The organism is Nannocystis bainbridge (assembly GCF_028368995.1).
GTDB lineage: Bacteria > Myxococcota_A > Polyangia > Nannocystales > Nannocystaceae > Nannocystis > Nannocystis bainbridge.
The window spans coordinates 2,308,858-2,329,558 of sequence record NZ_JAQNDL010000001.1 but is presented as its reverse complement, the minus strand read 5'-3'; the positions used below and the strand labels follow the sequence as shown (position 1 = coordinate 2,329,558).

Genomic DNA, 20,701 nt, shown 5'->3' with positions numbered 1-20,701 from the left:
CACCTTCACCTGCCGGTGAGGGCGGTTCGCTGGCATCAAGCTCAAGTTCTCTCCCAATCTCAAGACAGGTCGGACGAAGCTCTCTCGACGCCCAGCCACACCCCGATCCGAGATGCCGGTTAGATTCCGGCCTGGCACGCCAATCGTATGTGCCGGTGGTCCAACGTCAAGACGCGGGTCTTCAAATCTAAGGGCTGGAAAAGGCCGTGAGCCTCGAAATCCGACCCCGTGGGCGCAAGTGCCGGTGGCACCCAGGCTCGCGGTCCCCAGGGGCTCCAGGGTAGGCTACACTCTGGAGCTCCGCCTATTTAAATCAGGGGCATCCACCGGCATGAACTTTTGGCCAGGTGAGGCGCCGGCGGTGCAGGTGCGGCGCGGATTGGAGCGTGACCTCGTCGTGACGCTCGGTGTCAGCAACTGCCAGTCGGGGAGCGATCGTCGGCGTTGCGGCGCTCGCTGCGATCGTTGTATGGTCCGGCTCGCGTGTCTGCTGCGTCCCCCCGCTCCGTGATTCGCCCCCGCGTGCTGCCGCGTGCGCGCAAGGTCCAGAAGGTCCCGTTCGTCGAGCTTTACGCCGGCCGCCTGCAGGGGGTGGTCTCGAGCGGATCGGACGACGAGCGGGTGTACGTCTCGTACTTCGAGGCCGGGACCGGCAACTTCTATTGCAGCACCAACAACAACCGGCCGTGCGGCGGCTTGCGCGGCTCGCCGTGCAAGCACCTGGTCGAGCTGCTCAACGAGGGCGTGCTGCAGTACGGGCCGGCGCGGGTGATCGCCTACCTCGGGCTGCAGCAGGCCGAGCCCGACAAGATCAAGACCGGCGGCGAGCTGCTGCGCTTCATCAAGGGCGGGCCGCACAAGGTCGAGGCCGGGATGGTGTTCAGCCGCTTCCTCACCTATCTGCAGTACGTCAGCGTCGCCCCGACCGGCGCGCCGCTGCCCGACATGGTCTGGTTCGTGCGCTGATGCCCATCCTCGATCTTCGCAGTGTCCCCGAGCCCGTGGTGCACACGGCCGAGCTGATCGGGCACCTCGACGAGGTGTTCGAGTCCGGGTTCGGTCGGCTCTCGAGCGCCAACCTGCAGACCCTCGCTTCGCTGGCGGCGAGCTTCGCCGGCACGCCGCTGGCCGAGCCGCTCGACGCGGCGATCGCCGGGCTCGGGCGCTCGGAGTTCGTCGACCGTCACTTCGCAGTGATCGCGGCGGCGCGGGCGGCCGCGCACGGGGCGATGCACGACGCGCTGGTGGCCCAGGCGAGCGCGGCGCTGTCGCGGCCGCGGCCCGAGCTCGAGGCGCTGGCGGCTACCCCGGGGCAGGCCGCGCCGCCGCGGGCGGCGGTGCTGCTCGAGAGCGTGCGGCAGTGGTTGATGGAGCTGGCGATCGCCGGGTTCGCCAACCTCGAGGTCGGGGCGCTGTTGCCGTTCCAGGCCACGCTCGACGCGATCATGGCCGAGCCGGCGCTGGTGCGCCACGCGGCGCTGCTGAGCGGGTTCCTCGACGAGCTGCTCACGGTGTTCCCGGCCCACGGCAAGCCCGAGGTGCCGCGGCTGCGGTGGGTCGATCTGTGGGCGCGCGCGATGGTGCTGTCGCTGGCTCCGCCGGCGCCGGCGGCCACGCGCGAGGTCAAGGGCGAGCTGCGGGTGTTCGCCACCGACCTGCGGCAGCACGATCACGTCGTCTCGCTGGTGGCCTTCGGCGCGCTGCACGAGCCGGGCAAGCCGGCGCGGGTGGTGCGGACGCAGGTGTCGGCGTTCAAGGTCGACGTGCTGCAGGGCGACGACATCGCCGGCCTGCTGAACGAGGTCGGCGGCAAGCTGCTCGAGGCGATCGCGGGCGGGCAGGGCGTGAAGATCGTCGGCATGCTGCTGCACGCGACCGGCGACCTGGTGTGGCAAGAGGCGCGCGCCGAGGTGCTGCCGGCCAAGCTGAAGCTGGCCGAAGAGGCAGCCGCGGTGCTGACCTCGCCGACGCCGCTGCGGCCGAGCGCGCGGCCCGAGGATCGCCACCCGGCCGTCATCGAGGAGCTGGTGTGGCTGCCGGGTGACGCCTACGCGGCCGCCGGCAAGGAGGCGCGCGAGCTGTCGCTCGGCGGGCAGATGTTCCCGGTCGCGTTCGAGCGCTGGCCGAGCAGCGACGACCTCCAGTTCGCCGACCTGACGGGCAGCAAGGGCCTGGTGGCGCTGCTGCGGTTCGACGGCGGGCGCTGGGCGCTGCAGCCGGTGATGATCGACAAGGGCAAGCCGCTGCCGCGGATGATCGGCACCGGGCTGCAGTCGGCCCGCGGCAAGGCCAAGGGCGGCAACCTCGCGACCCTCAAAGAGCGCGCCGGCAAGCTGCTGCGCAAGAAGAGCTGACGATGACCGCCGCCGATCCCGAGCTGATGCAGCGGGCCCGTCAGGGGCTCTACTGGCGGTTGATGTCGGCCCTGTTCGAGCAGGGCGACGCGGCGCCGAACCTCGAGTCGCTGGCGCGCGAGCTGGCGAAGACGACCGACCTGCCGGCCGAGCTGCTCGACCCCAAGGTGACGGTCGACGTGCTGGTGCACCGGTTCCCCAAGCTCAAGCCGGAGTTCTCGCGGCCGCTGCCCGGGTTCGCCCCGCCGACACCCGAGGGTGAGGCGCCGCAACCGGACGAGAGCCCGACCGATCTGAAGGGCACGGTGCAGCGGGCGCTGGTCGTCTCAAAGCTGCTGCTCAACGCGTTCGGGCCCAACACCCAGGGCACGGTGACGGCGCAGCAGTACGGGGCGTGGGCCCGCGACGTCGAGTGGCTCGAGGGCGCGCTCGGGCTGCCGCCCGGGTCGCTGCGGCAGAGCGGCGGCGGGCACGGCTCGCACGGCGCGGGTCCGCCGTCGGGCGGCGGCGGCGAGGCGACGCGGCCGCCGATCGGCGACGACGAGCTCAAGGCCGGGCTGGCGGTGCTCGAGGCCGACATGATCCACCGCATGGACCTGCGCGAGGTCCTCAAGGACCCGGTGCTGAGCGAGCGGCTGACGCCGTCGATGGCGCTGCTCGAGCAGATCCTGTGGGACAAGGGCAACCTCAGCGGGCCGGCGCTGCAGAACGCCAAGAAGCTGATCGCGCGCTACGTCGACGAGCTGTCGAAGGTGCTGAAGCTGCAGATGCGCCAGGTGACGTCGCGGGTCAGCGACAACCGGGTGCCGCCGCGCCGGATCTTCCGCAACCTCGACATGAAGCGGACGATCTGGAAGAACCTGACCAACTGGGATCCGAACGAGCGCCGGCTGTACGTCGACCGCCTGTTCTACCGCCGCACCGGCAAGAAGAGCCTGCCGACGCGGCTCATCATCATCGTCGACCAGTCGGGCTCGATGACCTCGGCGATGGTGCAGACGACCATTCTGGCGTCGATCTTCGCCACGCTGCCGAAGGTGATCGTGCACCTGTTCGCGTTCGACACCCGCGTCATCGACCTGACGCCGTTCGTGCACGACCCGGTCGAGACGCTGCTGCGCACCAAGCTCGGCGGCGGCAACGACATGCGGCTGGCGCTCGACCTGGCGGCGCCGTGCATCGACTCGCCGCAGAACACCGCGGTGGTCGTGATCTCCGACTTCTACGACTGGAGCGACTTCTTCTCGGTGCTGCGCCAGTGGAAGGAGTCGGGCTGCCACCTGATCCCGGTCGGGTCGCTGCACACGACCGGGTACTTCTCGGTCAACCCCGAATACGCGGCGAAGTTCAAGGAGATCGGCGCACCGATCCTCAGCGGCAGCCCCAAGAAGCTGATCGAGCAGATCAAAAAGGTGATGTAGTCGCCATGGCGAAGAAGATTGCTACCCCCCCGACGGATTCCGCGCCCGCGCCCGCGCCGGCCACCAGCGAGACCAAGCTGCGCCTGCCGGCCGAGGAGAAGTACGCGGCCGAGCTGACGTACCTGGCGAGCGTCGACAAGGACCCGCGGCCGTTCGCGTGGCGCCTGTCGCCCCGGATGATCCGCACGTTCATCCTCGGGGCTGGCCCCGGGGACAGCTTCGACCGGCCGATCGCGCAGAAGTTCTTCGGCGACGCGTCGCTGGTCGAGCGGGCGATCGTGACGCTGGCGTCGGACCGCGGCCTGTTGCTGATCGGCGACCCGGGCACCGGCAAGAGCTGGCTGGCCGAGCTGCTGGCGGCGGCGACGTCGGGCAACTCGACGCACGTGGTCCAGGGCACGGCGGGCACCACCGAGGACCACATCAAGTACTCGTGGAACGTGGCGATGGTGATCGCCAGCGGTCAGTCGCGCGAGTCGATGATCCCGTCGCCGATCATGACTGCGATGCAGCTCGGTGAGATGGGCCGGTTCGAGGAGCTGACCCGCTGCGGCTCCGACGTGCAGGACGCGCTGATCTCGATCCTGTCGGAGAAGTACATCACGATCCCCGAGCTGCGCGGCGACGAGGGCGTGGTCTACGCCAAGCCGGGCTTCAACATGATCGCCACCGCCAACAGCCGCGACCGCGGGGTCAACGAGCTGTCGACGGCGCTCAAGCGGCGCTTCAACTTCGTGACGATCCCGATCGTCACCAACAAGAAGTCGGAGAAGGAGATCGTGCTGTTCCGGACGCGCGAGCTGATGGCGCGCCACACGATCACGGTCGACGTGCCGCCGACGATGCTCGACATCCTGCTGCAGACGTTCGCCGACCTGCGCGAGGCGACCGCCAACACCACGGCGGAGGACCAGCGGCTCGAGTCGGCGCTGTCGACGGCCGAGCAGATCGGGGTGCTCGAGGACGCGCTGCTGCACAGCAACTTCTTCGGCGACAAGGCGCTGCAGCCGGGGACGCTGGCCCGCTCGCTGGTCGGCTCGCTGGTCCGCCGCGTGCCCGAGGACGTGTCGATCCTCAACAAGTTCTGGCACGCGACCGCGGCCGAGGGCGAGGGCCCGAAGAAGCGCAAGAAGGGCGAAGAAGCGACCCCGGCGGCGGCTCCGAAGGGCGAGAAGTCGCCCGAGTGGGAGGCGTTCGTGGCCGGCGGCAAGCAGGCGCTGTCGTCGTTCAAGTAGGCGGTGCGGCTGTGAACTCGATCCTCGACCCGGCCCTCCTCGACCCGGCGCTGCAGGCCCTGCGCACGCAGCTCGAAGCGGCGGCGACGGCGTTCGCCGGCGACTCCGCCCACCTCGGGGCGCTGCTGCGCGCGATGATCGAGGATGTCCAGCGCGCGACGGCCGAGCCGGTCGAGGTGTTCCCGGTCAAGCATCACTCGCCGTCGTCGGCGCTGCACATGCTGCGGCGGCTGCGAGCGCGGGCGCCGAAGGTGATCTACATGGAGGGCTGCGAGGACCTGAACGGATCGCTCGCGGGTCTTCATCACTGCCGCTTCCCGGTGGCGCTGCAGGCGTTCGCTCCCGAGGCGCCGGCGTTCCCGGCCGACTGGACGCCGCTCAACGTGGTGCTGCCGCTGACGGAGTTCTCGGCCGAGTACCAGGCGATCGCGTACTGCCTGCAGAACCCGGGCACCAAGCTGGTGTTCGTCGACCGCTCGGTCGACCACGTGTTCCAGTGGATGCCGAAGGGCGGGCCGCCGCCGGGCGAGGACAGCGACGAGGCCGACGACGGCGGCGAGGCGCCGGAGCCGGCGGAGAGCTCCGGCGAGGGCGAAGGCGAGGCCACGGGCAACACCGGCAACCTGCACGGCGGCGCCGTCGGGCTGCAGATCGGCGACATGCAGCCGACCTTCGGCGATTTCCTCGACGTGCTGCTGCGCAACGCCAAGGTGCGCCACTACAGCGAGTGGTGGACGCAGTACGTCGAGGGACCGACGCTGGCGTGCGACTACGGGACGTACCGCCAGGTGTTCTTCCTGGTCGGGTCGCTGCTGCGGCGGATCGGGATCACCGAGAAGGACCGCGTCGCCGACTGCGAGCGCGAGCGCTACATGTGGACGCGGATCCGCGAGCACATGAAGGCGCACAAGATCGACCCGCGCGAGGCGATGTACGTGTGCGGGGCGATCCACGCGGTCTCGCCGATCGCCGAGTTCGGCTCGCGGGGCGCCGGCTGGACGGTGCCGGCGAAGACGCCGACGCAGTGGTTCTACGGGGTGGTGCCCTCGAGCTACGCGGCGATCGAGCGCCAGTTCACGCTGCCGGCCGGCGAGATCTCGATCGCGCAGTCGATGTGGGACAAGGGGCTGCAGGCGCTCGAGCTGAAGCCGTTCAAGATCGAGGCCGAGAAGAAGGCCGAGGCCGAGGGCAAGCCGGCGGTGCGCAAGAAGGCGGCGGCTCCGAGCGCTGCGAGTGCGCCGGTCGAGGTGGTGCCGGCGGCGGTGAGCGGCGCGGGTCTGCGCGAGTTCTTGACCCGGCCGCCGACCTTCGTCACCGCCGACGACGAGCAGTTGATGCGCTGGTGCATCGAGATCGTCCGCCTGGCGCGCAAGCACGGCTACGTGGCGTCGACGGCCGACACGATCGCCATCCTGCACACGGCGACGCTGCTGGCGCGGCTGCGCGACCGGCCGCACCCGTCGCCGTACGACTTCCAGGACGCGGCGGTGACGTGCCTCGAGAAGGATCGCGTGCCCGGTCGCCGCGACGTGCGTCGGCTGTGCCAGATCTTGCTCGGCGGCGACCGCCTGGGTCGGGTCGGCTACGAGTCGCTGCCGCCGCTGGCGCAGGACGTCTACGACCGGCTGGCGGTGCTCGGCGTCAACCTCAAGTCGAGCCGCATCGAACGCGCGCTGCTCGACATCCAGGGCCGACCGGAATTGTTGCCGGCGTCGGACCTGCTGTGGCGGCTGCGCTACCTGGGCGCGGGCGTGCGGCCGATCATGGGCGAGCGCACGCTCGGTCACAAGCCGAAGCAGGAGTCGTGGGACATCGAGATCGGCAAGCACCAGGGCTCGCTGATCCAGCTCGGTTACGAGGGGCTGACGATCGAGCAGGTGCTCGAGAAGCGGCTCAAGGCCAAGGCGTTCGAGTCGACGTCGCGGGCCGCGAAGGCGCTCGAGGCGACCGAGGACAGCGTGCTGTACCTGCGCAGCGGGCGTCTGACGCGCGAGCTGGGGCTGCGCGCGACGGACCTGCTGCGGGCGGAGCTCGGGGGCAACGACGCGCCGGAGATCTTCCAGCGCGTGCGCGGGCTGGTGCACTACTACCGCACGCTGGGGATGCCGGATTGGATCAAGGACTTCGTGTCCACCGGCTACCGCCACTACGCGACGCTGCTGCCGGCGGCGTTCGTCGATCGCGGCACGGCGCCGCGCCAGCTGGCGGCGATGCTGGCGTTCATCTTCACGCAGGAGGCGCTGGCGTTCTCGATGGGCTGCGAGCGCAGCCAGCTGCTGATCGCGGTGGCGCAGGCCGAGCCGGAGGACCCGCCGAAGATCGCGCTGCGCTGGGCGGCGCAGTGGATCCTCGGCCAGCGCAGCGAGGACGAGATCCGCGCCGACTTCTCGCACCTGCTTCACAGCCCGATGCTGCTGCCGGCGTTCCCGGAGTACATGGCGGGCTTCCTGCTGGCGCTCGAGTTCACGCCGCGGATCTCCCGGCTCGCGGTCGAGTTCCTCAGCCGCGCGTTCGCGGCCCTGCCCGACGAGGTGCTGGTGCCGTGGCTGCCGAAGCTGGTGGTGACGCTGCGGCCGCTCGGGGCGGGGGTGATGCAGACGCTGGTGAAGGAGGCGGGGTTGGCGTTCCCGCGCGAGCTGAACAAGCTGCCGGCGTGGGAATTTTCGTGGGACCGCAGCACGCCGGTGGCGGCTCCACCTGTCCCGAAGGCCAGGAGAGAGGCGAAGCCGGCCGCGAAGGCGAGCGGGGCGCCGGCGGTCGAGCGCTCGCCCGCGGAGCTGGCCGTGGCGACGCTGCTGCGCGCCGAGCCGGCGACGCTCGACGCGCTGGCGGGGCTGCTCGGGGTGGCAGGATCGTGGGCGCCGCTGGCCGGGGCGACCGAGGCGACAGAAGCGGCGAGTGAGGCGAGCGAAGCGGCAGGCGAGGTGACGGAGCCGGCGAGCGTCGCCGAGACACCGCTGGCGCAGCTGCTGGCGGCTCACCCCGAGGCGCTGCAGGCCCTGGCGGCGCGCTTGCAAGCGCTGGCGTGAGCGAGGTCGGCATGGTTCGCTTGCTCGCGTGGCTGGTGGTCGGCGGGCTCGCCAGTTGTGCTGGCGCTAGGGACATGTCCTCGCGGACAGGCCCGGCGCAGGGTCCGGAGCAGGTCGCGGCCGAGATGCCCGGGGTGAGTGAGGAAGCGACGACGCTCGATCCGCAGGATGGGACGCCGGCCGCTGGCTCGGACGAGGTCGCGGGCCAAGCCGGGGCCGCGCAGACAGAAGGCGCCGCGGCGGGGCCGAGCGCACCCGCGAGCTCGCTGCGCCCGCCGGGACAGTGGCTGGGTCGCACGCAGAAGCAGATCGAGCAAGAGCTCGGTGCGCTGCGCTTCGCGGGCGGCTGGGCCACGCCGGCGGGCGAGCCGACGTTGCAGCTGCAGTTCCGCGGCGGTCGCTGCGTCGAGATCCGCGGACATGTCCCCGAGGACATGGACTGCCTGGCGGTGGCGAGCTGGCTGGGCTACGCGAACGCGTACCCGCTGCGGCGCGCCGATCGCTGCGAGTGGCCGGGCATCAGCCCCAAGCACCGCCTCGCCGAGGACGTGGCCGGCAGCTACGTCCCGGCCACGCGCGAGTTCTCGCTGTCGACGCGCTGAAGCGGAGCGAGCCCGCGGGGCGAGTCGCTCGTGATAAGGCGTTGCCATCGCTACACAGACGGGGCGGCGGGCGTGGCTGTCCTCGGGGACAGATGTTTCGCAGCGATGAGAAAAAATGTGGGCGAGGCCGGGCCTCGATGCTGTCCTTTGGGACATGTGAATCAAGCCCCATTTAAAAAAGGTCGGGGACGGAGCGGCCGGGATGCGACGCGCGCGCCGGGGCGTTGCGCCGAGTGCCGCGACGGCGGAGTCCGGGGCCGTTCGGCGAGATTTTGTCGCCTGCGGGGCGCACGGTGCCCGACGTGCGAAATCACTCCGCGTTGCGGCGGGGCGTTCGCGCCGCTCGCCTTGCCAAGGCGGACTCGGTTGTGGTCTCGTCAGCGCGGATGCGCCGGGCCGGCCTCGCGATGAGCTGTCTTTGGGGACATCTCGTCGCGGCGTCGGCGTGCGGCGGCGACCCGCGCGGGCCGGCGGAGCGGGCCGAGCCTGCGGTCGAACCGGTGCTGCGCGCGGCCGAGTTCGTCGACCCGCAGGGCGGGCAGCGGTTCGACGGCGACGTGCGGTTCGCCGGCGGGGCCACGATCGGCGCGCGTCAGCTCTCGCCGGCCGACCCACGCGCGGGTGAGACGATCACGGTGCGCTTCACTGCGACGGGCATCGGCGCCGGCGCGCGGCTCAAGGTCGGGCTGCGCGCGCCGCAGATCGCGGGGCTGCAGGAGGCGCGCGGGCAGACGAGCGTGCCGAAGGGACAGGTCGACGATCCGCGCGATCGCTTCGTCGAGCTCGCGGGGCCGCTCGAGGACGTGGTGGTCGAGCTGCCGCTGGCGTCGCCGTGGCATGCGAGCCATGCGGTGATCGTCGCCGAGCTCGTCGGCGACTTCGCGGTCGCGGGGCCGCGGCGGGCCGATGGCGTGGCGATCCTCGGGGCGGTGCGAGTGGTGGGCGGGCCGATGCAGGTCAGGGCGGTGCGCGCCAGCGCGATCACGGTCGACGGCGTGCTCGACGAGCCGACATGGAGCGGCCAGACCGGCGTGCCGCTGACGCTGTCGCTCGACGGCGAGCCCGACCCGACTGCGACGACGAGGGGGCAGGTGACGCCGCTCGGGTCGCTGTCGCCGGGGCTCGGCACGCGGGTCGCGTTCGCATGGGACGACGAGTTTCTCTACGCCGCCGCCGACGTGCCCGACGACGATCTCTGGACCGAGTACACGCAGCAGGACGATCCGCTCTACAAGCAGGAGGCGTTCGAGCTGTTCGTCGCGGCCACCAACGAGGGCCGGCGTTACCTCGAGTATCAGGTGTCGGCGCGCGGGGTGACGTTCGACGCTCGCTTCCCGCGCTACCGCGCCGGCGACGAGGCTTGGGACTCGCGCTGGCGCACGGCGGTGCAGGCCAGCGGCACGGTCGACGGGCCGCGCGACCGCGACCACGGCTTCGTCGTCGAGGTGGCGATCCCGTGGGACGAGCTGTGCGCCGAGACCGAGCTGGCCTGCCCGCCGCGCGCGGGAATGCAGCTGCGGGTCAACGCGTTCCGCCTCGAGCGGGTCGGGCGCAAGCGGGCCGTCGGCCTGTCGCTGAGCCCGACCCGCGCCCCCGACTTCCACGCCTGGGACAACGCGGCGGTGCTGCGGCTCGAGTGAGACGATGATGCTGAACTTGAAGACATGTGCGTTCGGACTTGTCCTTTCGAGCATGTTCGTGCAGACAGGTTGCGCCGGCGCGCCGGGTGGCGGCGGCGGTGGTGGCGGCGGTGGGGCCGGCGGCGTGCTGCCCGACGGCGCGACCTCGGCCCCGCGGGTGCGCGGGATCAGCATCTCGGTCGAGGACGTGCGGCTGTCGACCGCCGCGGCGCCGCGCTACGGCACCCCGGTCGAGCAGCCGCTGATCGCGGCCGAGGCGGCGCTGGTCGAGGCGATGAACGGCGCCGGCCTGCGCCATGATCCGGGGCTTTCACGCGCGGCGCGCGAGCTGGCCCGTACGGCGCCCGACCGCACCAACGTGCCGGGGGCGCTGATCACCGGCATCACGTCGTGGGTCGGGTTGTTCGATCCGCCGCCGCGGCTGGCCATCTCCGAGCTGCCGCGCGACGGGGCGCCGTGCGGCGATCAGGTCGGGCCGAGCTGCCGCGAGGCGATCGCGATGCTGGCCAAGGCGGCGCGCGAGTCGGTGCGCCAGCTGACGCGCGGCGGGGTGTACTTCGGCGTCGGGGTGACGGCGTTGCCCGACGGGACGATCCGCCTGGTGGTGGCGCTGACGGAGCGTGGGGCGGCGATCGAGCCGATGGCCAAGGCGCTGCCGGCGGGCGGGCGCGCGGAGATCCGCGGGCGCCTGCTCGGCAAGCGGCAGAACCCGTCGTTCGAGGTGTTCGACCCGCAGGGCCGGTGGACGCCGATCCCGGCCAAGATCTCGCGCGGCGAGTTCGTCGGCCAGTTCTCCTGCGAGCGCGGGCGCGGGGCCTACCAGGTCGAGGTCCTGGCCGAAGGGACATACGGGCCGGAGGTCGTGGCCAACTTCCCGCTGTACTGCGGCGAGGACCCGCCGGGGGCGCTGCGCGTCGAGGTCGAGCGGTTGGACGCCAGCGTCGACGCCGGCGAGGTCGCGCGGGCCAACTTCGCCGCGCTCAACGACACGCGCGCGCGCCAGGGGCTGCCGCTGCTGCAGTGGGACAACCAGGCGGCGGCGCTGGCCCAGGCGCACAGCGAGGACATGCTGCGCAGCGGATTCGTCGGTCACACGTCGCCGACCACCGGCGACGTCGAGGACCGCTTCGCGCGCGCGAGCGTGAAGTCGGCGGTGGTGCGCGAGAACTTGGCCCGCGGCTACGGGCCGTGGGCGATCCACCAGGGGCTGATGCAGAGCCCCGGGCATCGCGTCAACATCCTCGCCACCGACGTGACCCACGTCGGTATCGGCGTCGTCATCGCTCCGCCCGAGACCGAGGCCAAGGACGCGCCGCGACCGATCTTGCTGACGCAGAACTACTACTCGAAGGTCGGCGCCGACGCGCCCACCTCCGACATGCCAAAGGCGCTGCGCGACCGCGTCGACGCGCTGCGCAAGCAGAAGGGCCTGGCCGCGATCGGATGGCACCGCGGGCTGTCGGAGGCGGCGCAGGGGTTCGCCGACGGGATCGCGGCTGGCGACGAGGGCCGCGCGAACAAGCAGTACGACGCGCGGGTCGAGCAGCAGAAGTTCGCTCGCGTGGAGACGCACCGCGTGCTGGCGCCGAGCTTCGCCTCGCTCGACGGCGTCAAGCTGTGGTCCGAGGCGGTCGCGGGGGCGGTCGGGGTCGGGATCGCCAAGGTCGCCAAGGGCAAGGATGTCGGCTCGCTGATCGTCATCATCGCCGTGGGAGCGGCGCGCTAGGTGCTGCTGCGATTCCTGATCTACGGGGTGATCGGCTGGGCGGCGGAGATCGTGTGGACGGCCGCGTACGAGCTGGTCACCGGTACACGCAAGGACCCGCTCGACCCACGCGTGCGCGTGGCGATGACGCGGCCTGAGCGGTGGAAGCTGGCCGGGCATACGTACCTGTGGATGTTCCCGCTGTATGGGCTCGGCGGCCTGGCCTTCGAGCCGTGTCACGAGCTGATCCGCGACTGGTGGTGGCCGATCCGCGGGGCGCTGTGGACGACGGCGATCTTCGCGGTCGAGTACGCGTTCGGCCGGCTGCTGCGCGCGGCTTCGGGCCGATGCCCGTGGGACTACAGCTACGCGCGCTGGCACGTCCACGGGCTGGTGCGGCTCGACTATGCGCCGGTGTGGTTCACGTTCGGGCTGCTGCTCGAGCGGCTTCACGACGCGCTGCGCGGGCTCGGCGGCTGAGCAGTGACGAGGGTCGGGCTGCTCGAGCTGCGATCGTGATCCAAGGACATGTCGATAAGGACATGTCGATAAGGCCATGTTAATGAAGACATGTCGATGAGGACATGTCTTGATAGGCATGTCCTCGGGACGAACTCGGGCCCACGTGTCGCGGAGACGGGAGCGACTTCAGCGGCGGCGCCGACGGCCGCACGCGAGCAGCACGAGCAGCGCCAGCGCCGAGCCGCCCGGGCTCGAGGCATCGCAGGCGCAGCCGTCGCCCGGCGCGTCGGGCGGGGTGGACGACTCGTCGCCGCTGCCCTTGCCGCAGTCCGGCAGGTCGTCTGCGGCCGGGTTGTCGCGGCAGAAATCGAAGTCGTTCGGCTCGTCGCCGCCGCTGCCGGTCACTCCGGTCTGCTTGCGCATCAGCACTGTGCCCGGCGTCGGCATGTGGGCGATGGTCGTGCGCCCCTCCGGGTCCTCGACCACCAGCCGCACGTGCAGGCGCACGTCCGCGTGCACGTCGTCCAGCACGAACTCGACCTCGAACTCGGTCGACTCGACCGGCCCCACCGGGACCAGCGGCTGCCAGTCGAGCTCGAGCCGCGGTTCGTCGGGCATCTCGGCGTACTCGAGCTTCCACGTCGAGCCGGCCATCGCGTCGACACACGCGGTCAGCCGCACGGGATCGCCGTACCAGACGTCGACCGCGGTGGTGAAGATCGCCGCGGCCGGCGGCGCGATGTCGAGGTCGCCGTCGTGGACGCGAAACACCCCGCGGCGCGGCGTCCAGTCGTTGAGCGTTGGCTCGTAGGTGTAGCCGGCGACGACGTAGGCGCCGGGCGCGAGCGCGGAGGTGTCCCAGTCGACGCCCGGTCGCGCGGCGGCGCAGGTGATCGGTCGCCGCTCCTCGGCGCCGGTGATCGGGAACCAGCAATCGGCGAAGTACGGGGTGTCCTCGACGACCTGCCCCGGCTTCAATTCGGCGGGGTCGAAGTACCCGGAGTCGATGTTGGCCTGCACGTCGGCGAGGCTCAGCCAGTGCGGGATCGACTCCGGCGGGGCGTCGCGGCAAAAGGCGACGAACTGGTGGGTGCGGCTGTCGGTCGGCTCGTCCGGGGTGAGGCAGATGTCGACCGAGGGGACGGTGTACTCGAGGTGGACGACCGGGTCGACGCTGCGGTCGACCCGGGTCAGGCAGGCCTCGCCCCGGTGCTGGACCGGCGTGCGCGGCAAGCCGACGTTGCCGGCCCAGGCCAGGCCCGGGACCAGCAACGCGAGCCCGAAGGTGAGGATGTCCCGAAGGACAGGCATCACTCGAGGCCGACGACGCGGATCCGGTGATTGTGGGTGTCGGCGATGTAGAGGAGGTTGTCCTCGAGCTCGATGCCGTAGGGGCGGTCGAGCAGGGCCGCGGCCGCCCGGCCGCCGTCGCCGCCGTAGCCCGGGTTGCCGCACTGGCCGGCGACGGTGGTGATGACGCCCTTGGTGTCGACCTTGCGCACGCAGGAGTTGTCGGTGTCGGCGATGTAGAGGTTGCCGGCCGGGTCGAGGTCGATGTCGCTGGGGCGCGACAGCGAGGCCTTCAGCGCCGGGCCACCGTCGCCGCCGAAGGTCGGATCGCCGTTGCCGGCGTAGGTGGTGATGACGCCGCTCGGGTCGATCTTGCGGATCCGGTTGTTGCCCGAGTCGGCGAGGAAGATGGTGCCCGCGCCGTCGATCGCCAGGCGCCCGGCCGGCGGCGCCGACTGCCCGCCGGGCAGCTTGATCTGGGCCGCCGCGGCCGGGCCCTCGTCACCGCTGAAGCCGGCCATGCCGGTGCCGACGAAGGTGTCGATGACCTTGTCGACGCCGACCTTGCGGATCCGCTGGTTGGCCTGATCGGTGATGTACATGTTGCCCGCGGCGTCGAACGCGGTGGCCACCGGCAGGTCGAGGATCGCGTCCTTGGCCGGGCCGCCGTCGCCGCCGTAGCTGCGCATGCCGTTGCCGCAGATCGTCGTCAGGGTGCCGGCCTTGGGGTCGAACTCGATGATCTTCGAGTTGTGCCAGGCAGAGATGATGAGCTTGCCGTCGGGCGAGTTGCTCAGGTGGGTCGGGTGATTGAGGTTGGTCCTCAGCGCGTCACCGTCGGGCGCGTCGCCGAGCTCGCCGGTGCCGACCACCTGCTTCACGGTGTCGTCGGGCTCGACCGTGATGATGCGGTGGTTGTTCCAGTCGAGCACGTAGGCCAGGCCGTCGCCGGCGAAGGTGAGGTCCTGCGGGAGATAGAGGTGGGTGTCCTCGCGATCGAGGCCGTCGTCGCCGAGGCCGGCCTCGCCGGAGCCGAGGTAGGTGCAGATCTTGCCGGGGCCGGGCTGGCAGCGCTCGTCGCGGTCGCAGGCGAAGCTGGCCGCCAGGGACAGGGTCGCGAGCGAGAGCAGGGTGGCGGTGGTCTTGATGGACATGGCTTTAAGTTCCTGTTCTAAGTTACTTGCCGAGGACCACGGTGCGGACGCGGTGGTTGTGGCTGTCGCTGACGTAGAGGGTGCCTTCGGCGTCGAAGGCGACGCCGGTCGGGCGATTGAGGCCAGCGTCGACGGCCGGGCCGCGGTCGCCGCTGAACTCGGCGCGGCCGTTGCCGGCGACGGTGGTGATGACGCCCGACTCGAGGTCGAGGGCGCGGACGCGGTGGTTGAGCTCGTCGGCGATGTAGAGCCGGCCGTCGGGGCCGATCTCGATGTCGCGCGGGTTGTTGAGCTTGGCCGCGGTGCCGGGGCCGTCGTCGCCGCCGTAGCCGGCCTCGCCGGTGCCGGCCACCGTCTCGATGGTGTCGGCCGCGAAGTCGATGCGGCGGATCGCGTGGTTCAAGGTGTCGGCGATGTAGAGCCGACCCTCGGCGTCGCGCGCCAGAGTGCCAGCGGGCGGCGGGTTGCTGCCGGGCGGGAAGTGGAACTTGGCCGCCATCGGCCCGCCGCCGTCGCCGCCGTAGCCCATCTCGCCCGAGCCGGCGACGGTGCTGAGCATCGCCCCGTCGGCCGAGAGCAGGCGGATCCGCTGGTTGCGCTGGTCGAGCAGATAGAGGTTGCCGTCGTCGTCGAGCGCGCCGCCCGAGGGCTGGTTGAGCCGCGCCATCGGGTCGTCGACCCGCCCGCCGTCGCCCGCGTAGCCGGCCCCGCGCCCGCAGATCACGATCACCTTGCCGGTCTTGGGATCGTAGCGGCGGATCTTGTGGTTGTGCCACGAGATCAGCAGCAGCGTGCCGCTGGCCTCCTCGAGCATCTGGGTCGGATGGTTGAGGTTGATCTCGGTGCCATCGGCCCCGGGCGCCATCAGGTCGGACAGGTCGAACGGACCGTCGCCGACGAAGTCGGTGCCGATCACCGTCTTCAGGGTGCCCTCCTCGGTCAAGAGGCGGACCTGATGGTTGTTCCAGTCGAGGATGTAGAACTCGCCGCCCCTGGTGATCGTGACATCGATCGGCCAATAGAGGCGGGCCTGGGCCAGCGGCTCGTCGTCGCCGTTGAAGCCGGCCTCGCCGTCGCCGGCCCAGGTGCAGATGGTGCCCGCGGTGGTCGGGCAGGGCGGGGGGCCGTCGCTGTCACATGCGGGCGCGAGGGCAGCGACTGCGAGGAGCGAGAGGAGGGGGAGGCTGCGGATCATCTTGAGCTACCGATGGTTGGGGTTTAAGCGGCAGGTGTAAGCATTCACTGCGGGAGCGGGGGGCCGTAATGGGTGAGCAGTCCGTCGCTCAGGTTGCCGGTGTAGATCCGGCCGCCCACGGCCCAGATGCCGCCCTCGGGGTCGGCGTAGACGGCATGGTACTCCAGCGGGGTGGTCGGGGCAGCTTCGATGGCGGCCCAAACACCGTCATCCCCGCGCTGCCAGATCGCCCCCTCGAGCCCGGCCGCGACCGTGGCGGTTTCGCCCAAATAGACGCCCGCGAGCTGCGGGACCTCGCCCTTCGGGGTGACGTCGCGGGCGCTCTGGTCCCCGAGCTCGACGACGTAGCCCGAGACCGCCCCGCCGACGGCGAAGACCTCGTCGCCCGCGCCATGCACGGTGAACAGCGGTCTGTCGGCAGGCAGCTCGATGCGGCTCCAGGTCCCGCCCTGGTAGCGCAGGACGACCCCGCCGTAACCGACGAACCATAGATCGTCCGGACCGGAGCCCCAGATCTTGAAGCAGGCGAAGCCGGCCATCAGCTCCGGCGTGAGGCCCGCCGGTGCGGCCCAGGCGGCGCCGTCATAGCGCCAGATCACGCCGGCGGTGTTCTGCTCGTCGCTGCCGCACGCCCACACGTCGTCCTCGGCCAGCGGGAACACCCCGTACAGCCGCTCGGGCGAGGGCGCTGTCCATGTCTCGAAGGACATGTCCTTGCGGTCATATCGAAGCACGCGCCCACCGTCGCCGGACATCCAGATCCCGTCGCCGCGGCCGCTGACCCACCAAAGGTGCCCGGGGCTGCCGGCGTCGAGCTCGGCCCAGGCGGCGCCGTCCCAGTGCTTGACCGCCGGACCGTCGCCGGCGTCGGCACCGACGATCCAAATGTCGTCGGCGCCGCTGCCCCACACGCTCATCAGGGCGCCGGGCAGGCCCTTTTCGACGATCTCCCACGTGCCCTCCGCGGGGGCCGGTTCGGGGCAGGCGGACAAAAGCATAAGACAGACCAGGGCACGACGCATGGCGCGACGGTAGCACACCCGCGCGACCGGCGGTCGCAAGCCGGCGCGCGGCCGAACGCGGCGCGGCTTTTGTGGCATGGTCGCGCGATGCAACGGCTCACGAGCTCGGTCCAGATCACGCTGCGGCTGTTCGTGGTGGCCCGCTGGGTGATGCTCGGCCTCATCGCGCTGGGCTGGACGCTGCAGCTGGTGCGGCCGACGTTGTTCCGCCAGATCGTGTCGTGGTTCCCGCCGCAGCCGGAGCCGATCGGGACCAGCATTGTCGTGGGGCTCATGGCGGGAGCCAACCTGTTCGTGGCCCGCCGCGTGCTCGCGCGCGGGCGGGCCACGATGTCGCTGGCGGGCAGCCACCTGCTGCTCGACGCGGCGGCGTTGACCGCCCTGCTGGCGCTGTCCGGCGGGGTCTCGAACGCGTTCACTTCGATGTACTTCGTGCCGATGACGCTGGCGATCCAGCTGTCGCCGGGGTGGGCGTGGGCGATCGGCGGCGCGTGCCTGCTCGGGTTCGCCAGCCTGTTCGTGCTCGGCCCGGCGCCGGTCGGCCCGCCCGGCCACGAGGAGCACTTCCTCGGCCACATCCGCGGCATGTGGGTGGCGTTCGGCATTTCGGCGGCGTTCGTGATCTACTTCGTGCACCGCATCGCCATCTCGCTGGCGCGTCAGCGGGCCGAGCTCGAGCGGCTGCGCTTGACGGCCCAGCAGGACCGCCAGCTGGCCGCGCTCGGGACTCTGGCCGCCGGGGCAGCCCACGAGCTCGGCTCGCCGCTGGCGACGATCGGCGTGCTGGTGACCGACCTGCCGGTGATGGACTCGCGCGAGCAGAGCGAGGCGATGCAGACGATTCGGCACGAGCTGGCCCGCTGCAAGCACATCCTGCAGCAGATGTCGTCGCCCGAGCTGCGCGTCGGCAGCCTGGCCGCCGCCGCCGAGGCGTGGCCGCTGGCCGAGCTCGGCGAAGAGCTGCGCTCGCTCGGCGGCGAAGTAAAGATCGAGCTGGCGCCGGACGGGGCGGCGGCGACGACGACGCAGCCCCAGGACGTGGTGCTGCAGATCGTGCGGGCGGTCGGCACCAACGCGGTCGACGCCTGCCGCGCCAAGCCGGGCAGCACGGGGGTGCGGGTGGTGATCGACGTGGTGGCGGACCAGGCGCTGCTGCGGGTGCGGGACGACGGGGTGGGCATGGCGCCGGAGGCGGTCACGGCGGCGTTCGATCCGTTCTTCTCGACCAAGCCGGAGGGCAAAGGCATGGGCCTGGGGTTGTTTTTGGCCCGGGCCCACCTGCGCAAGCTCGGCGGCACGATCGAGCTCGAGTCGGAGCACGGCCGCGGGACCACGACGACGGTCCGCTTCCCGCTGCGCGAGGCCCTGCGCGACGGTGCGACCGACGGTCGCGGCGGCTGAGGCCGCGCGGCCGCAGACTTGCCGCGACGTCACGGGCGCGGGATGCTTGCGGCAGAGGAGCGCGAGATGCCGGAGGCAGAGGACAGCCACAGTACGGTGCTCGTAGTCGACGACGACAAACTGTTCTGCGCCGCCCTGGCCGGCTCGCTGCGCCGCCGCGGCTGCGCGTCGATCGTGGCCCACAACTTCGAAGACGCGATGGCCGAGGCGGAGGCGTGGGCGCCGGACCGCGCGGTGGTCGACCTGCGCATGCCGGGCCGCGGCGGCCTCGAGCTGGTGGCGGCGCTGCGCCGGCTCGACCCGACGATGGCGATCGTGGTGTTGACGGGCTTCGGCAGCATCGCCTCGGCGATCGAGGCGATCAAGCTGGGGGCGACCTACTACCTGACCAAGCCGGCCGAGCCCGACGAGATCTTGCGGGCGTTCGAGCGCGTCGAGCCGACCATCGTCGAGCCGCCGAGCCCGCACGCGGCCAAGCCGCTCGACGAGCTCGAGTGGGAGCACCTGCAGCAGGTGCTGACCGACTGCAACGGCAACGTGTCGGAGGCGGCGCGGCGGCTGGGGATGCACCGCCGCAGCCTGCAGCGCAAGCTGGCCCGCGGGCGCCCGAGCCACGAGCCGCCGGACGCGCCGTGAGCGGGCCGGGGCGGTTCGCGTTATAGTGGCCGGGTGCCGCGCCTCTTCATCGGGATCGACCTGCCGTCCGGGGTCGACGATCACCTCGAAATGATGTGTTACGGCCTGCCCGAAGCCCGCTGGGAGGGCGCCGAGAAGTTTCATCTGACGCTGCGCTTCATCGGCGAGGTCGACGGGCGGGTCCACCGCGAGATCGTCGACGCGCTGCAGGAGCTCGACAGCCCGTCGTTCATGCTCGGCCTCAAGGGCATGGGCATGTTCCCGCCCCGCGGGGAGCCGACCTCGGTGTGGGCCGGGCTGGCCGATCCGGAGCCGCTGCTGGCCCTGCGCCACAAGATCGACGCCTGCTTGCGCAAGGTCCCCGGGGTGCCGCCCGACCCGCGCAAGTTCATCCCGCACGTGACGATCGCCCGGGTCGCCGACTGCGAGCTCGACGACGTGATGGTCTACCTGACCGAGCACGCGCTGGTCCGCACCGAGCTGTTCCCGGTCGAGCGCGTGCTGCTGTTCTCGAGCACGAAGACGCACCACGGCTCGGCCTACCGCATCGAGGCCGGGTTCCCGCTGCGACCTGTCTGAAAGGCCATGTCCGCCCGGCCCGCGTCGATCCCCTGGCCGGCCGTGCTGCGGCGCCTGGTGGTCGCGGTCGCCTCGCTGGCGCTGGTGGCGGTGCTGGTGTTCCTGACCTTCGAGTGGCTGGCCGACCCGGCCGCGCTGCGCCTCGGTCGCGGCGCCAGCCCGGAGGCGCGCGAGTCCCTGCGCGTGGCGATGGGGCTCGACCGGTCCTTTGGGACACGTCTCCTGGAACATGTCGCAAGGGCCATCACGTTCGACTTCGGGGCGAGCCAGGCGCGCGGCGCCCCGGCCGGGCCGCTGATGCTGCAGGCGCTGGGGCCGACGCTCGCCTACGCCCTGCCCGGCTGGCTGCTCGGGACAGCAGCGGCGGTGAACGGCGGGCTGGCGGCGGCCCGGCGGCGCGCGGTCGACCGGGCGCTGAGCGGGCTCTCGACGGCGGTGCTCAGCACCTCGAGCGTGATCGTGGTGGTGCTGGCGCAGCACGTGCTGGCCCACCGCCTCGGCTGGTTCCCGGTGCTCGGCTGGCCGCTCGCGGGCGCCGACAAGAGCCCGCTGGCCTATGTGATGCTGCCCGCGCTGGTGTGGGCGCTGCTGCAGTGGGGACCCGACGTGCGCCACTACCGGGCGGTGTTCGAGCGCGAGCTGGCGGCCCCGCACCTCGACGGCCTGCGCGCGCGCGGGGTGCCGGAGCGGCGGATCGCCGGACATGTGCTGCGCGCTGCGGTCGGCCCGGTCGTGGCCCGCATCGGCCAGCGAATCTCGCACGTGGTGGTCGGCAGCGTGGTGATCGAGGAGCTCTTCAACATCCCCGGGCTCGGGGCGCTGTTGGTCGCGGCGATCCACGAAGCCGACGCGGCGCTGGTGCAGGCGATCGCGGTTGCGACCGCGGCGGTGACGATCGCCGGCCAGGCGCTGTGCGACGCGGTGGTCTGGTGGATCGATCCGCGCGTCCGCCGAAGGGACGTGAACTGATGGGGGC

At 71.5% G+C, this 20,701-nt stretch carries 17 protein-coding genes; 13 read left to right on the top strand and 4 right to left on the bottom strand.

All coding sequences use genetic code 11. The features are described 5' to 3' along the window. The first annotated feature begins 507 nt into the window (after positions 1 to 507). The 9 genes from POL25_RS09110 to POL25_RS09070 all read left to right on the top strand — a co-directional run bounded on the left by POL25_RS09110 (position 508) and on the right by POL25_RS09070 (position 12,466). Positions 508 to 966, top strand: a complete 459-nt coding sequence (locus POL25_RS09110) for a hypothetical protein (RefSeq protein WP_272085535.1) — start codon at positions 508 to 510, stop codon at positions 964 to 966. After that, on the top strand, positions 966 to 2,354 hold the full coding sequence (locus tag POL25_RS09105) for a hypothetical protein (RefSeq protein WP_272085534.1): 1,389 nt from the start codon (positions 966 to 968) through the stop codon (positions 2,352 to 2,354). Before POL25_RS09110 ends, POL25_RS09105 begins: the two co-directional genes overlap by 1 nt. 2 nt (positions 2,355 to 2,356) lie before the next feature. After that, the gene (locus tag POL25_RS09100; protein WP_272085533.1) at positions 2,357 to 3,775 is read left to right on the top strand and encodes a vWA domain-containing protein; all 1,419 of its coding nucleotides are present in this window, start codon (positions 2,357 to 2,359) and stop codon (positions 3,773 to 3,775) included. Positions 3,776 to 3,780: 5 nt separating this feature from the next. Continuing rightward, on the top strand, positions 3,781 to 5,010 hold the full coding sequence (locus POL25_RS09095; RefSeq protein ID WP_272085532.1) for an ATP-binding protein: 1,230 nt from the start codon (positions 3,781 to 3,783) through the stop codon (positions 5,008 to 5,010). Positions 5,011 to 5,021: 11 nt separating this feature from the next. Next, positions 5,022 to 8,039: a DUF5682 family protein gene (locus POL25_RS09090; RefSeq protein WP_272085531.1), complete on the top strand. Its 3,018-nt coding sequence runs from the start codon at positions 5,022 to 5,024 to the stop codon at positions 8,037 to 8,039. Positions 8,040 to 8,050: 11 nt separating this feature from the next. Then, positions 8,051 to 8,641 (top strand): hypothetical protein, encoded by a 591-nt coding sequence (locus POL25_RS09085; RefSeq protein ID WP_272085530.1) that lies wholly within the window; start codon positions 8,051 to 8,053, stop codon positions 8,639 to 8,641. A 407-nt stretch (positions 8,642 to 9,048) separates the two neighbouring features. Continuing rightward, positions 9,049 to 10,281, top strand: coding sequence for a carbohydrate-binding family 9-like protein (locus POL25_RS09080; RefSeq protein WP_272085529.1), 1,233 nt, complete (start codon positions 9,049 to 9,051; stop codon positions 10,279 to 10,281). Positions 10,282 to 10,285: 4 nt separating this feature from the next. After that, positions 10,286 to 12,007, top strand: coding sequence for a CAP domain-containing protein (locus POL25_RS09075; RefSeq protein WP_272085528.1), 1,722 nt, complete (start codon positions 10,286 to 10,288; stop codon positions 12,005 to 12,007). Further along, entirely contained in the window at positions 12,008 to 12,466 is a 459-nt protein-coding gene (locus POL25_RS09070) for a putative ABC transporter permease (protein ID WP_272085527.1), read from the top strand. A gap of 168 nt (positions 12,467 to 12,634) precedes the next feature. On the opposite strand, the gene POL25_RS09065 is transcribed toward POL25_RS09070, so the two are convergent. Genes POL25_RS09065 through POL25_RS09050 form a run of 4 tightly spaced genes read right to left on the bottom strand, consistent with a single transcriptional unit; the run spans position 12,635 to position 17,109 of the window. Continuing rightward, a complete protein-coding gene (locus POL25_RS09065) occupies positions 12,635 to 13,759 on the bottom strand; it encodes a hypothetical protein (RefSeq protein ID WP_272085526.1) in 1,125 nt (374 codons plus the stop codon). Next, positions 13,759 to 14,892, bottom strand: a complete 1,134-nt coding sequence (locus POL25_RS09060) for an NHL domain-containing protein (protein ID WP_272085525.1) — start codon at positions 14,890 to 14,892, stop codon at positions 13,759 to 13,761. Before POL25_RS09060 ends, POL25_RS09065 begins: the two co-directional genes overlap by 1 nt. Before the next feature lie 22 nt (positions 14,893 to 14,914). After that, positions 14,915 to 16,087, bottom strand: a complete 1,173-nt coding sequence (locus POL25_RS09055) for an NHL repeat-containing protein (RefSeq protein ID WP_272085524.1) — start codon at positions 16,085 to 16,087, stop codon at positions 14,915 to 14,917. Between the two features lie 44 nt (positions 16,088 to 16,131). Next, on the bottom strand, positions 16,132 to 17,109 hold the full coding sequence (locus POL25_RS09050; protein WP_272085523.1) for an NHL repeat-containing protein: 978 nt from the start codon (positions 17,107 to 17,109) through the stop codon (positions 16,132 to 16,134). An 87-nt stretch (positions 17,110 to 17,196) separates the two neighbouring features. On the opposite strand from POL25_RS09050, the gene POL25_RS09045 reads away from it, so the two are divergent. From POL25_RS09045 to POL25_RS09030, 4 genes are read left to right on the top strand one after another with little or no spacing between them, the layout of a single operon-like run. Beyond that, positions 17,197 to 18,510 carry a sensor histidine kinase gene (locus POL25_RS09045; RefSeq protein WP_272085522.1) on the top strand — a complete coding sequence of 438 codons (1,314 nt, stop codon included), beginning with the start codon at positions 17,197 to 17,199 and terminating at the stop codon, positions 18,508 to 18,510. A 42-nt stretch (positions 18,511 to 18,552) separates the two neighbouring features. Then, positions 18,553 to 19,146 carry a response regulator transcription factor gene (locus tag POL25_RS09040; protein WP_272085521.1) on the top strand — a complete coding sequence of 198 codons (594 nt, stop codon included), beginning with the start codon at positions 18,553 to 18,555 and terminating at the stop codon, positions 19,144 to 19,146. A 33-nt stretch (positions 19,147 to 19,179) separates the two neighbouring features. Further along, positions 19,180 to 19,725 (top strand): RNA 2',3'-cyclic phosphodiesterase, encoded by a 546-nt coding sequence (thpR, locus tag POL25_RS09035; RefSeq protein ID WP_272085520.1) that lies wholly within the window; start codon positions 19,180 to 19,182, stop codon positions 19,723 to 19,725. Between the two features lie 6 nt (positions 19,726 to 19,731). Then, positions 19,732 to 20,694 carry an ABC transporter permease gene (locus POL25_RS09030; protein WP_272085519.1) on the top strand — a complete coding sequence of 321 codons (963 nt, stop codon included), beginning with the start codon at positions 19,732 to 19,734 and terminating at the stop codon, positions 20,692 to 20,694. The last annotated feature ends 7 nt before the right edge of the window (positions 20,695 to 20,701 follow it).

Excerpts from the sequence above, each read along its gene's own strand:
- POL25_RS09105 (WP_272085534.1), top strand. The coding sequence starts at position 966 with ATGCCCATCCTCGATCTTCGCAGTGTCCCCGAGCCCGTGGTGCACACG.
- POL25_RS09100 (WP_272085533.1), top strand. The coding sequence starts at position 2,357 with ATGACCGCCGCCGATCCCGAGCTGATGCAGCGGGCCCGTCAGGGGCTC.
- POL25_RS09095 (WP_272085532.1), top strand. The coding sequence starts at position 3,781 with ATGGCGAAGAAGATTGCTACCCCCCCGACGGATTCCGCGCCCGCGCCC.
- POL25_RS09085 (WP_272085530.1), top strand. The coding sequence starts at position 8,051 with ATGGTTCGCTTGCTCGCGTGGCTGGTGGTCGGCGGGCTCGCCAGTTGT.
- POL25_RS09080 (WP_272085529.1), top strand. The coding sequence starts at position 9,049 with ATGAGCTGTCTTTGGGGACATCTCGTCGCGGCGTCGGCGTGCGGCGGC.
- POL25_RS09075 (WP_272085528.1), top strand. The coding sequence starts at position 10,286 with ATGATGCTGAACTTGAAGACATGTGCGTTCGGACTTGTCCTTTCGAGC.
- POL25_RS09065 (WP_272085526.1), bottom strand. The coding sequence starts at position 13,759 with ATGCCTGTCCTTCGGGACATCCTCACCTTCGGGCTCGCGTTGCTGGTC.
- POL25_RS09060 (WP_272085525.1), bottom strand. The coding sequence starts at position 14,892 with ATGTCCATCAAGACCACCGCCACCCTGCTCTCGCTCGCGACCCTGTCC.
- POL25_RS09055 (WP_272085524.1), bottom strand. The coding sequence starts at position 16,087 with ATGATCCGCAGCCTCCCCCTCCTCTCGCTCCTCGCAGTCGCTGCCCTC.
- POL25_RS09050 (WP_272085523.1), bottom strand. The coding sequence starts at position 17,109 with ATGCGTCGTGCCCTGGTCTGTCTTATGCTTTTGTCCGCCTGCCCCGAA.
- POL25_RS09045 (WP_272085522.1), top strand. The coding sequence starts at position 17,197 with ATGCAACGGCTCACGAGCTCGGTCCAGATCACGCTGCGGCTGTTCGTG.
- POL25_RS09040 (WP_272085521.1), top strand. The coding sequence starts at position 18,553 with ATGCTTGCGGCAGAGGAGCGCGAGATGCCGGAGGCAGAGGACAGCCAC.
- POL25_RS09030 (WP_272085519.1), top strand. The coding sequence starts at position 19,732 with ATGTCCGCCCGGCCCGCGTCGATCCCCTGGCCGGCCGTGCTGCGGCGC.